This window comes from Gilliamella sp. X-46, from assembly GCF_057063525.1.
Map to the genome: position 1 here is coordinate 1 of NZ_JBXSQH010000018.1, position 14,827 is coordinate 14,827.

The following is a 14,827-nucleotide window of genomic DNA, read 5'->3' on the forward strand; positions in this document are numbered from 1 at the left end:
AAAGCGGATATTGAGGAATATATCCATTATTATAATCATAGAAGAATTAAATTAAGCTTGGACAAAAAGAGTCCTGTTCAATATCGGGAGTATTATTTTCCAGCAGCTTAGTTTTTTTGTACAACTTTTGGGGTGCAGTTCAGAATTCCCTTAGCAATCCCGCGCTTGGCTGCAGAATGTGGCCTACGGCTGCCCTCCGCCTTCGCTCGGTCTTAACGCACCGTTTGTGGACGCGTTCCAGACGCAGCACAAACTCGCCAAACATCCTTGTTTGGCGTGCTGACCTCGCTCTGTTGTCGGCACATTCTGATGCCGGAATAGGATAAACAACATAACCATCGTTTTTGGGAAAGATTGTTGTGTTTTTATAATTATATAGTTGATTTTATTTTGATTAAACGCCTACGCGACGTTAAGGTAATTTGGTTTCTCCGCCAACAGATGAGATATTTTCTAAACCGCCTACACGGCGTTAAGGAGAACTCAAGATTTGATAAATCTTGCTATATAAAGATAAACAACAATTTCATCTTTGAAAACCCTTTTTTTGAGGTGTTTTATAATATATTGATTTTATTTAATTTTAAATTATCGTTAAAAAAAGGGTTTGGAGCGGTTAATTTGCTGTTATTGGAGCACTATTCGTGGTTTTGTTGATTTGCTGTATGCTGGCCTTTGCTTAGGTTGTGTAAGTAATTGATTTATCTTAAAAACAGAAAAATAAAAACTTCAATAAAATCAATACCTTTCCTGACCACTTTTTGGATGTAATTGCATTGCTTTTTAACACAAAAATAACTCACCCAAAAACACCTAAGATTATGTTGTCTGTCTTATTCCGGCGTCAGAATGTGCCGACAACAGAGCGAGGTTAGCACGCCAAACAAGGATGTTTGGCAAGTTTGTGCTGCGTCTGACAAATTTGTCTGGAACAAATTTGAACATCTGAGCAAAGCGAAGATGGCCTCGAAGAGGCGAGTATCAGGATGATACGAGTAGCGTAGCCGCAGGCCACATTCTGTAACCAAAGCATGGGATTGCAAAGGGAATTCGCTTTAATTTCCTTTGCTCGGACGTGGTCACGATAGCTATTTTATTCACCAAAGGTCAAAACGTCCGAAACCTTGCCGTACTATAAATAGACCACAACTTTAAACCGCAACAGCATAATCCACTAGGATTACCAACCACGCTTTCAGCGTCGGCGGCGGCGTGATTGTGGCTTCGCCGCAACGGCACAACCCTAAGGGGAAATGCCCCAACTTACGCGAGGGCTTTATTCTTTGCTAGATTATTCTTTATCAGCACCATAACCGCCCCCGCGGCCTAAGGATTAAGGAATAAGAAATAAAAGCTAAGGTGCGACGCAAACAACATAGATGCTGTTGTAGTCGTCCCCGGTGGAGTTGGCGTTGCGGATGACGTAGCCCTTGAACGGGCTGACAGCGAAGTCATCGCTACCTGCTGTGTCACTCGCCCAGTAGATGACGGAGGTGGCGAAGCCAGAATGGTACGCGTCCATGGAGCCCCACTCCGTGAAAAGTCCTGCCCCCCTGTAACGCATGTAATGATTACCAGATGAACTAGGCGTGTCGCCATCTACGCCATTTAAACATGGGAAATTCCTATCCACACCACACTTCGCGTTAGTTAAATCCCTAACTCGTGGCAAACGATAACCCAAACTTCTACACCAATTGGAGCTGTTAGACTGATTACCCATCCGATTCCCAGAGACGAACCACTTCAGTAACACAAATCCATACTTCACCTCATTACCACGACTATCCCTACCCACCAACTCAAATGTCTGTGGCAAAGATGGACGTGTAAGCCAACTAGGATTAGCTGAGTTCTTTTGAGCACTATCCGCCTTAGGCCCTCTTAATGTTACCCGTGTGACAACTTTTCCTCTATCAACACGAGGAAGCCAATATTCATTAGCTGTTACACGTGCCACCGTAGCTGTTATAATACCATTCGTGACAACAGACCACGTCAACTGACTTTCATCCACTCCACCTATGAGCAAATCAAAATACAATTTATCAGCACCCGTATTGGGAAAATTTCGGACGTAAGATGAAGAATCATTAGACTGAGTTAAAAAACCCTTTGTAGGAGACCACATGCTAGATGAACCTGCGTAGCGAGGCGCATCCCAATAACTGACGTCAGTTGTACCACCCAACGTTAAAATCGGCCTTGCATGACAAACACGAGGACCACCATACGGATTAATATAATAATCTACCGTAGCTCCACTGAAACTTGTCCTATTAGGAACCCCGTACCGTGTTTGTAAATATCCCCCTGTACTACTTAAAGTTACCCTATAAGGAGCATTACATATATCCAATGCACCGTTACGATTAACTGTATTGCCATCCTTATCCGTAAACGATACCGATATATTCCCTGATGCGGTAACTCCATTAGCACCCTGTCCATCCCCATCATCATCACGCCAATAATTATACCTAGTGATTAAATCACTTAAACTCACTGAACTAACCGATGATGGGACTATCATATCTATATTACCCAGAGTATTCCTTGCATAAGGCAATCCTATTGGATTTGATACACTTGATGTATTAGTAGACGGCGTGATAACTTGACCATCCTGCAACTTAATAGACAATAAACTATCTGTTGATATTGCCTTTGTTCGACCACCGTCGAACGTTAAATACGGCGGAGTACCTTCAATTGCTCTTGATGTATGTGCCGTTAATGCCACAGAACTCTGTGAATACGACAACAACAATGCCACGAAGAACAACGAGAATCTAAGTAAACTTGGTAATTTAGATAACCTAAATAAACTAGGTAACTTAAGTAAGATAGAGAAATTAGAAAAGTTAAGTAGGCTACGTAAGCTAAGTAAAAAACTTAACCCCAACAACCTTGCCAAACGCGATGAGCTCAATAACCTCGGTGATAAAAATAAGAACTGTGTCTGATTTTGACTACGATGATATTGAAAAAGATTTAGGGCGTAGGTTTGGCAGGCCAGATGCCAGATGCCAGATGCCAAGTATGATAGCGCATTTCGATTATCCTGTCAAGTAAATTTTTGTTTTATTTGAATTTTTATAATTGACTGCTCAACCAATGAGCACTCCCTTGCTTTGAAGGCGCTTAAATTATAACCGCTTGATTAATAATGCGCTAGTTTTTTTGTTAAATATTTGTAAAGTTTTGTTAAGCACATAAGGTTGAGCTTTTGGTGGCGTATTTTTGGGAAATGGTTTTGGTGAGGTTTTTTTGAATAAAAAACATTAAATAAAAAATTCAATAAAATCAATGCATTTACTGACCGCTTTTTGAATGTAATTTCATTCCTTTTAACACAAAAGCAACTCACAAAAAAACACTAAAGGCTATGCTGTTTGTCTTGTTCCGGCGTCAGAATGTGCCGACAACAGAGCGAGGTTAGCACGCCAAACAGGGATGTTTGGCGAGGCTATTCTCCGTCTGGAACGGATAATAGCCGGTGCGTTAAGACCGAGCGCCGGCAGACAAATTTGTCTGGAACAAATTTGAACATCTGAGCACAGCGAAGATGGCCTCGTAGAGGCGAGTATCAGGATGATACGAGTAGTGCCGTAGGCCACATTCTGCAGCCAAAGCGTGGGTTGTCAGGGAATTCGCTTTAATTCCCTGACTCGGACGTGGTCACTATAGCTATTTTGTTCACCCAAGGTCAAAACGTCCGAAACCACTGCACAATTTATTCTATTCACCCAAAAAAAAGGCCTAATTTTCCGCCCAAAAATCAGTTAGAAAAGATATTGATTTTATTCAACTTTTCATTTTATTGTTTTTTTTACAAAAAAAACACCCATCTTTAACTCACCCCGTATATTCAAGCATAAAACAATTAGACATTTCACAACTATTAATAAAAAGTATAATATATAGCACTATTTAAATTATCGAAAAACCAATTCAACCATAAAGATAACATCATGCAAAAGTTTAATGTCAAAACCTTTCAGGGGTTAATTCTTACGTTACAAGATTACTGGGCTAATCAAGGATGCACCGTGATTCAGCCTTTAGATATGGAAGTTGGCGCGGGGACTTCTCATCCTATGACTTGTTTACGAGCCTTGGGGCCTGAGCCGATTAATGCTGCTTATGTTCAACCATCACGCCGCCCAACCGATGGGCGCTATGGCGAAAACCCAAACAGGTTACAACATTATTATCAATTTCAAGTTATCTTAAAACCTTCGCCCGATAATATCCAAGAGCTCTATTTAGGTTCGTTAAAAGAGTTGGGGCTTGATCCTACTGTTAACGATATCCGTTTTGTTGAAGACAATTGGGAAAACCCAACCCTTGGTGCATGGGGGCTTGGTTGGGAGGTTTGGTTAAATGGGATGGAAGTAACCCAGTTTACTTACTTTCAACAAGTTGGCGGGCTTGAATGTAAGCCGGTCACCGGCGAGATCACTTACGGACTTGAGCGTTTAGCAATGTATATTCAGGGCGTCGATAGCGTTTATGATTTAGTTTGGAGTGATGGTGCATTTGGTAAAACGACTTATGGTGATGTGTTCCATCAAAACGAGGTTGAGCAGTCAACGTATAATTTTGAATACGCCAATGTTGAATTTTTATTTTATTGTTTTGAACAACACGAAAAAGAAGCCAAGTTTTTACTTGAGCTAGAAAAACCGCTTCCTTTGCCGGCTTATGAGCGTATTTTAAAAGCTGCCCACTGTTTTAATTTGCTTGATGCACGTAAGGCGATTTCGGTCACAGAGCGTCAACGTTATATTTTGCGTATTAGGACGTTAACAAAAATGGTGGCCGAGGCATATTATGCATCTCGTGAAGCACTTGGGTTCCCTATGTGCCAAAATTCACGCGCTAACGACAGTGCATCAAAGTAGGAATTAGAAGATTATGCAAAAAACATTCTTAGTGGAAATCGGTACCGAAGAGTTACCACCAAAATCACTCCGCACTTTAGCAGAAAGCTTTGCGGCAAATTTTATACAACAGCTCGATAATGCCAATTTAGAACATGGTGAAGTGCTTTGGTATGCTTCGCCACGTCGTTTAGCGTTAAAAGTTTTAAATTTGAGCGATACCCAGCCCGATAGCCAAATAGTTAAACGTGGTCCGGCGGTGAGTGCGGCATTTGATGCCAATGGTCATGCGACTAAAGCTGCCGAAGGTTGGGCGCGAGGTTGTGGCATTACTGTTGAGCAAGCTGAGCGTATACAAACAGATAAAGGCGAGTGGCTTTCTTATACTCAAAATCAAAAAGGTCAGCCTGTTGTTAATCTTTTATGTGATATGGTTAAAACCGCATTAAGTAAATTACCTATCCCGAAGCCAATGCGTTGGGCAGCAAGACAAGTCGAATTTATTCGCCCATGTCATACGGTGACTATGTTGTATGGTGATGAGCTTGTGTCTGGTACCATTTTAGATATTGAGTCAAACCGCATTATTCGTGGCCACCGTTTTATGGGTGAACAAGAGTTTACTATCGATAATGCCGATCAGTATCCTGAAATTTTAGAGCAACGCGGTAAGGTGGTGGCTGACTATGATAAGCGTAAAGCGATCATTAAACAACAAGCCGAAGATGCCGCAGCAAAATTAAACGGTAAAGCCGACTTAACCGATAGCCTGCTTGAGGAGGTGTCGTCATTGGTGGAATGGCCTGTTGTGTTAACCGCTAAATTTGAAGAGCGTTTTTTAGCCGTTCCTGCAGAGTCGTTAGTGTATACGATGAAAGGTGATCAGAAGTATTTCCCTGTTTATGATAATCAAGGAAAATTGTTACCTAACTTTATTTTTGTTGCCAATATTGAGTCAAAAGATCCGCAGGTGGTAATTTCGGGTAATGAAAAGGTAGTTCGCCCTCGCCTTGCTGATGCTGAGTTTTTCTATAAGACGGATTTGAAACAACGTTTAGAAGATCGTTTGCCTCGCCTTGATACGGTATTATTTCAACAACAATTGGGTACGGTTAAAGATAAATCACTTCGTATTGAAGCTTTATCTGGTTTTATTGCTGAACATATAGGTACCAATGTTGAGCAAGCGAAACGAGCAGGTAAGTTGACTAAATGTGATTTAGTGACCAATACCGTTTTTGAATTCCCTGAAACGCAAGGCATTATGGGCCGTTATTTGGCACTAAAAGATGGTGAAAGCAGTGAAGTGGCCACCGCAATTGAAGAACAATATAAACCACGTTTTGCTGGCGATGAATTACCAAGTACAGCTGTGTCTTGTGCGGTTTCTATCGCTGAAAAAATGGATACTTTAGCGGGTATTTTTGGTATCGGTCAGCACCCTAAAGGCGATAAAGATCCTTTTGCATTACGTCGCGCTGCAATTGGTGTTTTACGAATCATTGTTGAAAAGACACTACCTTTAGAGCTTGTTGAATTAACCAGTTATGCCGCATCGTTATATGGTGATAAACTGAGTAATACAAATGTGGTTGAGGATATTGTTACTTTTATGCAAGGTCGTTTCCGCGCTTGGTATCAAGAACAAGGCTTTGCCATTGATACTATTCAAGCGGTTTTAGCGCTTAACCCAACAAAACCGGCTGATTTTGATGCGCGCATTAAAGCAGTTACTCACTTTAGAACCTTGCCAGAAGCATCGTCATTAGCCGAGGCCAATAAACGGGTGTCAAATATCTTATCTAAAGCCGAAATTACTATTCCAGAACAGATCAATGCAGCCTTGCTAGAAGCAGGTGCTGAAGGTGAATTAGCTAAAAAATTGGCGGTTTTAACCGATAAACTTTCACCTTATTTTAGTGAAGGTCGTTATCAAGATGCGTTAGTTGAATTATCGTCTCTTAAAGAGACGGTCAATGCCTTTTTTGATTCTGTCATGGTTATGGTTGACAATGAACAGATTAAACTTAATCGATTAGCGCTTTTGAAAAAGTTGCAGAACTTATTCTTAAAAGTAGCGGATATTTCATTACTACAAGCCTAATTGACAAATTGAATTTTTCAACAACATAAATGGTGGTAACAAAACCAGTTACCACAAGAAAGGAACTTTTATGGAAGAGCAAAAAAAACTGACTTTTTCTTTAATCTTTAAACAAACAATGAATTTTACTCGTAACCATGTAATGCCTATTTTGTTTGTAAGCCTAATGGTAGCGTTAGCTAATTCGGTTATTACTAACTATCTTTACTATCTTAGTTTGAACTTCCACTTGTATTTAGATCTATCTCCCCATATTCCAATTTTGATTCTAGGTTTGTTAATCCATAGCACTATGAAGTCAATTAGTATTGCAACCATTAGTAATCTTAATAGCAGCGATAAACTTAAGCCAAAGCTATTCTTGTCTAGTTTTCTATCCAGTATGCTAAAAATTCTTGGTTTTTATATTACTTTTATTTTTTTAGTATTCTTAATAGCAATCATTTTATCTTTAGTATTTATTTGTTTAAATTTTTTATTACCTAGCATTTTGATTTTGTTATTAATTGCTTTAATACTAATTGTTCCAATTATATTTTTCTCTATTTTTTCTGTTCTCTTTTTCGGGTCATTAGCTGATCCTAAACAAAAAAGTTTCGCTGATTTACTTTCGTTAAACTATCAGCTAGTAAAAAAATATTGGGCTCCTGGTCTTTTGATGTTATTAATTAGCGGTGCATTTTTTACCCTTTTGGCCAAATTGGGGATGACCTTAGATAATGAAAATATTATATTGAGTGCTATCATTTCATTCGCCTCTGCCTTTTTTGATATCTTTGTTACTAGCTTTTTCTATCGTCTTTATTCGCTAGCCACTAATACTACTAGCCAAAACTTGCCGGCAAAAGATGATTATGAAACAACCAGTAGTTTGATTGTTTAACTATTCTGATCCTCACCAATTTTTGTTGGTGAGGATTAACGTGCTATGTCAATTTGCGTGTATTAATTTGTTATAACAAAACCGGTAGGATAATAACTATGACACCCGCTATTAATTTGCTTAAAAAGTTGAACATCAAATTTAACATTCACCAATATAAGCACGATCCCAACCAAATCCACTACGGACAGGAAGCTGTAGATAAGCTTGATCCAAGTTTAAATGTCACTGCCGCCCAAGTGTTTAAAACGTTGGTTGTGAGCTTAAACGGTAACCCTAAAACCTTAGCAATTTGTGTGTTACCCGTTGATGGTCATTTAGATCTTAAAAAAGCTGCAAAAGCGTTAAATTGTAAAAAAGTAGATTTGGCAGATCCTAATTTAGCACAAAAGGTAACGGGCTATTTAGTCGGTGGAATTAGCCCTTTAGGCCAAAAACAACACTTTCCAACATTGATTGATTTAAGTGCAAATCAGCTCACTACAATGTTTATATCTGGCGGTAGAAGAGGATTAGAAATTGAAATTTCTCCCCAAGATTTGGCTGATATATTAAAAGCCACATTAACTGAAATAACCACTTAAAATTATCGGTAAAACAATTTTTAATTTGCTGTTGAGTTTAAGTGTTACAAAGTGGGATAAAAAATTAAGAAAACAGACCGTTTTCTATTTTTAGCACATATTATTTTATGTGTAGTAGCAGGGGCACAAAACGATGTCCTATGCCCTTGAAATCTTCCATCAATAAGAAATTATCGATAGAAAAAGAATCAACTTATTTGATTGCTTCTTTTAAACTTTTACCAGATACAAATGCTGGTACTTTGCTTGCCGCAATTTTAATTTCTTTACCAGTCTTAGGGTTACGGCCTGTACGTGCTTTACGAGCATTAACTTTGAATGTACCAAAACCAACTAATTGAACTGGTTCACCAGCTTTTAATGATTCAGTGATAGCTGCTAATGTAGCTTCTAATGCTGTTTTAGCTGCAACTTTAGTAATATCTGCTTTGCTAGCAATAGCGTCGACAAGTTCTGTTTTATTCATGGGTATATCCTTACATATTATTTTATTGTTAAAGTTAACATTACATACAAAGCAAGAATCAACAATCCTTGCTTCGTTACTGTAAACAATGTTTAGGTTACATTGCTGTTAAATGTAGTCTATATTTGCTTAAGATTAAAGAAAAATTTAATAAAAAATAAAAAAATCACACTTCAAATGGCTTAATTGCTCAAAAAAACACCAATATTACTTGTTTTAGCCGACCGTATTTCATCTTTTAAGCCTTTTATTAACTCAATCGTTTCGTTGGTTTCATCGCGTAATAATCGAAAGAGTTCCCACTGCAAATCAAACTCGTCAACAACGCTCTGTAAGTTTTGTTGTTCGTCTTCAGATAGCGCAACATTGGTTTTAGTCATTTCAAATTCGGCAACGGTAGTGGCGGATATACCACTTACCTTGGCACTATGTTCGGCTATTTCACCACTCAAATAAGAGTGTAGAACTTCACTAAGCGCCTGACAGGCATCAATAGCAGGGTAAACCATATAAGGGCTGTCGTCAGTTACCGTGGGAATAATGGCTTCTAATTTTTCAAGCTGTAAATCGAAGTTGATTTTAACATCTTCAACCAGTAATGATTCCCAGACTAAATCTAGTATTTTTTTGTAGCTCTTTGCATCTTCTTCATTTTGTTGTTGCTGGCAATAAAAAACAAAATTGGGATACATTCGTTCACATAGGCAAGCCATAAATAAACGTTGTTGCCATTGTGGTAACTTTTCTATTCTTAATTGAATAGGATTTTTAATCATGATGAAACCTTTTAGACTTTTGATGCACTGCGTCAATTAAATATTGCACATGTTCAACGGGAATATCTTGATGAATACCGTGACCTAAATTAAAAATATGACCAGAATAAGCACCAAATTCATTAAGAATGGCGCTAACATTAGATTCTATTGTAAGTTTATCCGCATATAAAACAGATGGATCTAAGTTGCCTTGTACGGCAATTTTTCCCTTTGATGCAATCGAGCTCAAATTTACAGTCCAATCAACACCAATAGCATCACACCCCGTATTGGCAATACTATCGAACCATAATCCCCCGCCCTTTGTAAAAAGCGTGACAGGCACATAAGATGTGATGTCTGACGTTTTATGACCACGTTTTAATTTTGATAAGATTAATTGCATATAATGCAATGAGAATGTTTGATAACTTTGATGGCTTAATACTCCACCCCAAGTATCAAAAATCATAATAGATTGTGCTCCTGCTTCAATTTGAGCATTTAAGTACAAGGCCACGCTATCAGCAAGCTTTTCAAGTAGTCGGTGTAGCGCTTTAGGTTCGCTATAAAGCATTTTTTTTATTTTAGTAAATGCTTTACTGCTCCCTCCTTCTATCATGTAGGTGGCTAATGTCCATGGACTGCCTGAAAATCCAATTAACGGTACTTTGCCATTGAGCTCTTTTTGAGTTAAACGTATCGCTTCCATCACATAATTGAGTGATTGATTTGGATCAGGAATCGGTAATTGCTCAATATCAGACAAGCAAGTAATCGATTTTGTAAATTTAGGTCCTTCACCTGCCTCAAAATGTAAACCAAGCCCCATAGCATCAGGAATGGTTAAAATATCAGAAAAGATAATAGCGGCATCAAGTTTATATCGTGCTATGGGCTGTAAAGTCGCTTCGCAAGCGAGTTCGGGAGTTTGACATAAAGTCATAAAATCCCCTGCTTTTGCTCTTAACTGGCGATACTCGGGTAAATAGCGGCCAGCTTGACGCATCATCCAAATCGGTGTGTAGTCCACAGGTAAACATTGCAAAGCACGTAAATAACGATCATTTTTTAATTGGCTCATATCTTCAGTTCTTTCAATAAAGAGGTTAGTTTGTCAAAAATTTCAGGATAATATGCGTTTAAGCATAAAAATCACCTGTTTTATCTATTATTTGTGCTCTAAACCTGAGGTTGTGATAATGTATTTTGAGCATAACAGATCAAAGCTTCAGAGATATTTTTCATTACACTACTTTCTGGAGCAAAACGATGCCAATATAACATTCGCCTTTGATATAACCCTTCCGTTAGATTGATTAATTCACCACTTTTTAATTCTTGTTCAACCTGTAATTTTGGTAGCATACAACACGCTGAACCTTGTTTAGCTAGTTGTACAAAGGCTTCAGATGAGCTGGTAATATGGCAAATTACACTGCCTGGCGTGAGGTTGAAGTTTTCTTGCAAAAAGGCTTGATGCATGTCATCTAGATGGTCAAATGCAACAGCTGGGGCTTTTAATAATGAGGAGCGAGTTACACCATTTGGAAAGTACTTTTTAGCAAAATCAGGAGAAGCCACAAAAATATAGTCTAGTGCACCTAATAAATCAGATAGGCAACCCGGTAAAGGGTTAGCTTGAATGCTAATTGCAGCAACCACAGTGCCTAAACGCAATAGTTCTAGCGTATGTTCTTCATCTTTAACTTGTATATCAAACCGTAAGATATTTTTATCTAAAACTGGTTTTAATGCAGGTAATAACCAAGTCGCTAACGAATCGGCATTGATTGCAATAGATAATGATAACGGCGTTGTATTTTGTTCATTATCCCCCAACCATTGTTGTTCTAATAACTCAACTTGGTGCAATAACCCTAAAAGATGTTCACCTTGTTTAGTGGCTTTTGGTGGAATGGTTCTGACCAATAATTGCTGACCAAAAAAGCTTTCTAATTGTTTAATACGTTGCGATACTGCAGGTTGTGTTATACACAATTTATCTGCTGCTCGTTCAAATCCTCGCTCTTTTATCACTGCATCTAATGCTTGTAATGCTCTATAATCTGGACGCTTCATAATCTCTTTAATAATGATTTGATCATTGCTTGAATATTTAAACTAATTGAATTCCGCAATAAATTATAAATATATTAAAAATTAATATATTTTCTTAAAATCCTAATGATTTTTGCTTTCCAATTAGTTACTATGCCATATCTTCAATGATTTTGCTTTCAAAATTTTATTTTTTTAACAAAAATTATCCTCAAATTAGGGTGATATCATGACACAAGACGAATTAAAAAAAGCTGTAGGTTGGTCTGCATTAAAATTTATCAAACCTGATTCTTATGTCGGCGTGGGAACTGGCTCAACAGCATCCCATTTCATTGATGCATTAGCAACAATTAAAGATCAGATCAAAGGGACTGTTTCAAGTTCAGAAGCATCAACTCAAAAATTAAAAAGCTATGGTATTCCAGTATTAAATTGTAACCAAGTCGATAGCTTAGATGTTTACGTCGATGGTGCTGATGAAATCAATCATCATTTACAAATGATTAAAGGCGGTGGTGCAGCTTTAACCCGCGAAAAAATTGTTTCTGCTATTGCTAAGCAATTTATTTGTATTGTTGATGAGTCAAAAGTAGTTGATGTATTAGGCTCTTTCCCATTACCTGTTGAAGTGATTCCAATGGCTCGCTCTTATGTTGCTCGCGAATTATTTAAGTTGGGTGGAAAACCAATCTATCGTCAAGGTGTAGTCACTGATAATGGTAATGTTATTTTAGATGTTCATGATCTCGTCATCGCAAAGCCAATGGAATTAGAAAATAAAATTAATAGCATTGCAGGTGTAGTCACTGTTGGCTTATTTGCGAATAAAGGCGCTGATATTGCACTAGTTGGGTGTAGTACGGGTGTAAAAGAACTCAGATAAAATCATTTGTTAGAACAAATTTAAGAGAGGAAATAATGGTTATTCAGACTTTAACCAAAGATGAAAACAAATTTTTGTTACTCGAGGGAGTTCATCCGAGCGCAATAGATGTATTAAAATCAGCAGGCTTTACCAATATTGAATATCATAAAAGTGCATTATCGCCCGAAGAACTTCAGCAAGCCTTAAAAGATGTCCGTTTTATTGGGATCCGTTCAAGAACACAATTAACCAAAGATATTATCGACGCAGCACCAAAACTCGCTGGCATTGGCTGTTTTTGTATTGGCACCAATCAAGTGGATCTTGATGCGGCAACGGTGAAAGGTATTCCAGTATTTAATGCGCCATTTTCTAATACTCGATCAGTTGCTGAACTTGTTTTAGCTGAAGCAATTTTGTTATTGCGCCGAGTACCTGAAGCAAATGCTAAAGCACACCAAGGCAAATGGAATAAGATTGCCACAGGTTCGCACGAGGCACGTGGTAAAAATTTAGGCATCATTGGCTATGGTCATATTGGTAGCCAATTAAGCATTTTAGCTGAATCACTAGGGATGAATGTCTATTTTTATGATATTGAAACAAAACTGCCTTTAGGTAATGCTAAACAAATTTCAACAATGAAAGAGTTATTGTCTATAAGCGATATTGTCTCCATGCATGTGCCGGAAAACGCAACGACTATCAAGATGATCAGCGATAACGAAATCGATGCCATGAAATCAGGTTCAATTTTGATTAATGCTTCGCGCGGTAGAGTCATCGATATTGATGCATTAACTAAAGCGCTAAACACTCATAAACTGAGCGGTGCAGCCATTGATGTTTTCCCAACTGAACCGGCTAGTAATAACGATCCGTTTGAATCACCATTGTGCCAATTTGATAACGTGATTATTACACCACACATTGGCGGTTCAACAAGCGAAGCACAAGAAAACATTGGTATTGAAGTCGCCACAAAACTAGCTAAATACTCAGACACTGGCGCAACGCTTTCAGCGGTTAATTTTCCAGAAGCCTCTTTACCAATTCCAGCTAAAGGCGCAAGCCGTTTTATCAATATTCACCATAATCAACCCGGTGTATTAACCGCTATTAATACCTTATTTGCCGAACAAGGTCTGAATATTTCAGCCCAGTATTTACAAACCGATCCTAAAATTGGTTATGTTGTTATTGATATTGATAGAGTTGAACAAAGCAAAGCTGAAGAGTTGTTAGTGAAACTGAAAAATGTATCAGGAACAATCCGGGCCAGATTGTTATTTTAAGCGATTCAAGCAAGATAGATGGATTAACATTATTTTTTACAATAGGTTAATCCATCCAAAACAAGTTCTAAATCAATTTTATTGATTTTGTCTAATCGTATTTAGATAATGATATTTTTATATTATTTATCAATCACTTTTACTTTAATCACTTTAATACCTTTTTGCATTAGTGCATCATAATATCTATCATCTAAATTATCATCAGTGATAATTGTATCGACAGCACTTAAATCACAGACTACATTTGGGCTACGCCGTCCAAATTTGGTTGAGTCAGCTAATAATATTAATTTTGCTGCTGCTTTGCTCATCGCCACACTACCGTGATAACTTTCATTAAAAGTTGTTATGCCACCCACTAAATCTACTCCATCCGCGCCCATAAATAGTTTATCAAATGTATAAAGTTCAAATGCGGCTGCTGTCGATGCACTATTACTGTGAAAAGAGGCTGATTTTCGACGAAAGGTCCCCCCAGACAGAATAATGGTATAATTATTATTATAAGCAACTAGCTCGTTTACTATATGTAGGCTATTAGTCAAAATAGTCAGATTATCGAATCTAGCAAGCATAGGTATCATTTGTGCAACTGTACTACCAGAATCAAAAATAATTGAATCGCCCTCATGAATCAGGTTAGCCGCTTCTTCTGCTATTGCTTTTTTCGATGCGGTGTTAATGTAAGTTTTATGATCGATGGCTCTATCACCAACTTCACGATTTAACATAGCACCACCATAAGTACGTAAAACCAAACCACTTTGGTGAAGCTGGGTTAGATCTTTTCGAATAGTTGTTCCTGTTGTTTTAAAATGTTCCACCAATTCATCAACACTAACCTGTCCATGGTTTTGGAGGTATTCTAAAATAGCTGTTTGTCGTAGCCTTACTTTCATACAAAAATTCCATCATTATT

Annotated in this window: 13 protein-coding genes; 7 read left to right on the plus strand and 6 right to left on the minus strand. The window is 37.9% G+C overall.

Annotated elements, in window-relative coordinates; all coding sequences use genetic code 11:
* On the plus strand, positions 1-111 hold a 111-nt coding region (locus ACYIAJ_RS09655; RefSeq protein ID WP_483564297.1), incomplete at its 5' end, for an IS3 family transposase.
* Between the two features lie 1,243 nt (positions 112-1,354).
* Here ACYIAJ_RS09655 and ACYIAJ_RS09660 read toward each other — a convergent pair.
* Positions 1,355-3,040: a hypothetical protein gene (locus ACYIAJ_RS09660; protein WP_483564708.1), complete on the minus strand. Its 1,686-nt coding sequence runs from the start codon at positions 3,038-3,040 to the stop codon at positions 1,355-1,357.
* A gap of 934 nt (positions 3,041-3,974) precedes the next feature.
* On the opposite strand from ACYIAJ_RS09660, the gene glyQ reads away from it, so the two are divergent.
* The 4 genes from glyQ (at position 3,975) to ybaK (ending at position 8,457) form a co-directional block, all read left to right on the plus strand.
* Positions 3,975-4,907: a glycine--tRNA ligase subunit alpha gene (glyQ, locus tag ACYIAJ_RS09665; RefSeq protein ID WP_091350656.1), complete on the plus strand. Its 933-nt coding sequence runs from the start codon at positions 3,975-3,977 to the stop codon at positions 4,905-4,907.
* Between the two features lie 10 nt (positions 4,908-4,917).
* Positions 4,918-6,990, plus strand: coding sequence for a glycine--tRNA ligase subunit beta (gene glyS / locus ACYIAJ_RS09670; protein ID WP_483564718.1), 2,073 nt, complete (start codon positions 4,918-4,920; stop codon positions 6,988-6,990).
* Positions 6,991-7,060: 70 nt separating this feature from the next.
* Positions 7,061-7,873 (plus strand): hypothetical protein, encoded by an 813-nt coding sequence (locus ACYIAJ_RS09675; protein WP_483564709.1) that lies wholly within the window; start codon positions 7,061-7,063, stop codon positions 7,871-7,873.
* Positions 7,874-7,971: 98 nt separating this feature from the next.
* Entirely contained in the window at positions 7,972-8,457 is a 486-nt protein-coding gene (gene ybaK, locus ACYIAJ_RS09680) for a Cys-tRNA(Pro) deacylase (RefSeq protein ID WP_483564710.1), read from the plus strand.
* A 193-nt stretch (positions 8,458-8,650) separates the two neighbouring features.
* On the opposite strand, the gene ACYIAJ_RS09685 is transcribed toward ybaK, so the two are convergent.
* The 4 genes from ACYIAJ_RS09685 to ACYIAJ_RS09700 form a co-directional block, all read right to left on the minus strand.
* A complete protein-coding gene (locus tag ACYIAJ_RS09685) occupies positions 8,651-8,923 on the minus strand; it encodes an HU family DNA-binding protein (protein ID WP_065558407.1) in 273 nt (90 codons plus the stop codon).
* Between the two features lie 182 nt (positions 8,924-9,105).
* Positions 9,106-9,699, minus strand: a complete 594-nt coding sequence (locus ACYIAJ_RS09690; RefSeq protein WP_174787341.1) for a YjaG family protein — start codon at positions 9,697-9,699, stop codon at positions 9,106-9,108.
* On the minus strand, positions 9,692-10,765 hold the full coding sequence (gene hemE, locus ACYIAJ_RS09695) for a uroporphyrinogen decarboxylase (RefSeq protein WP_483564711.1): 1,074 nt from the start codon (positions 10,763-10,765) through the stop codon (positions 9,692-9,694). Before hemE ends, ACYIAJ_RS09690 begins: the two co-directional genes overlap by 8 nt.
* A gap of 98 nt (positions 10,766-10,863) precedes the next feature.
* Positions 10,864-11,763, minus strand: a complete 900-nt coding sequence (locus tag ACYIAJ_RS09700; RefSeq protein ID WP_091350644.1) for a LysR family transcriptional regulator ArgP — start codon at positions 11,761-11,763, stop codon at positions 10,864-10,866.
* A gap of 208 nt (positions 11,764-11,971) precedes the next feature.
* Between ACYIAJ_RS09700 and rpiA the strand changes: the two genes are divergently transcribed.
* Positions 11,972-12,628 carry a ribose-5-phosphate isomerase RpiA gene (gene rpiA / locus ACYIAJ_RS09705; RefSeq protein WP_483564712.1) on the plus strand — a complete coding sequence of 219 codons (657 nt, stop codon included), beginning with the start codon at positions 11,972-11,974 and terminating at the stop codon, positions 12,626-12,628.
* A gap of 35 nt (positions 12,629-12,663) precedes the next feature.
* Positions 12,664-13,905 carry a phosphoglycerate dehydrogenase gene (serA, locus tag ACYIAJ_RS09710; RefSeq protein ID WP_483564713.1) on the plus strand — a complete coding sequence of 414 codons (1,242 nt, stop codon included), beginning with the start codon at positions 12,664-12,666 and terminating at the stop codon, positions 13,903-13,905.
* A gap of 122 nt (positions 13,906-14,027) precedes the next feature.
* Here the strand turns inward: serA and srlR are convergent, their stop codons facing one another.
* Complete coding sequence (gene srlR, locus ACYIAJ_RS09715) at positions 14,028-14,807, minus strand: glucitol operon DNA-binding transcriptional repressor SrlR (protein WP_483560145.1); 780 nt, start codon at positions 14,805-14,807, stop codon at positions 14,028-14,030.
* Between the last annotated feature and the right edge of the window lie 20 nt (positions 14,808-14,827).

What these genes read in the sequence shown, in the direction of transcription:
- glyQ (WP_091350656.1), top strand. Translation starts at nt 3,975, where the DNA reads ATGCAAAAGTTTAATGTCAAAACCTTTCAGGGGTTAATTCTTACGTTA.
- ACYIAJ_RS09675 (WP_483564709.1), top strand. Translation starts at nt 7,061, where the DNA reads ATGGAAGAGCAAAAAAAACTGACTTTTTCTTTAATCTTTAAACAAACA.
- ybaK (WP_483564710.1), top strand. Translation starts at nt 7,972, where the DNA reads ATGACACCCGCTATTAATTTGCTTAAAAAGTTGAACATCAAATTTAAC.
- ACYIAJ_RS09685 (WP_065558407.1), bottom strand. Translation starts at nt 8,923, where the DNA reads ATGAATAAAACAGAACTTGTCGACGCTATTGCTAGCAAAGCAGATATT.
- ACYIAJ_RS09690 (WP_174787341.1), bottom strand. Translation starts at nt 9,699, where the DNA reads ATGATTAAAAATCCTATTCAATTAAGAATAGAAAAGTTACCACAATGG.
- hemE (WP_483564711.1), bottom strand. Translation starts at nt 10,765, where the DNA reads ATGAGCCAATTAAAAAATGATCGTTATTTACGTGCTTTGCAATGTTTA.
- ACYIAJ_RS09700 (WP_091350644.1), bottom strand. Translation starts at nt 11,763, where the DNA reads ATGAAGCGTCCAGATTATAGAGCATTACAAGCATTAGATGCAGTGATA.
- rpiA (WP_483564712.1), top strand. Translation starts at nt 11,972, where the DNA reads ATGACACAAGACGAATTAAAAAAAGCTGTAGGTTGGTCTGCATTAAAA.
- serA (WP_483564713.1), top strand. Translation starts at nt 12,664, where the DNA reads ATGGTTATTCAGACTTTAACCAAAGATGAAAACAAATTTTTGTTACTC.
- srlR (WP_483560145.1), bottom strand. Translation starts at nt 14,807, where the DNA reads ATGAAAGTAAGGCTACGACAAACAGCTATTTTAGAATACCTCCAAAAC.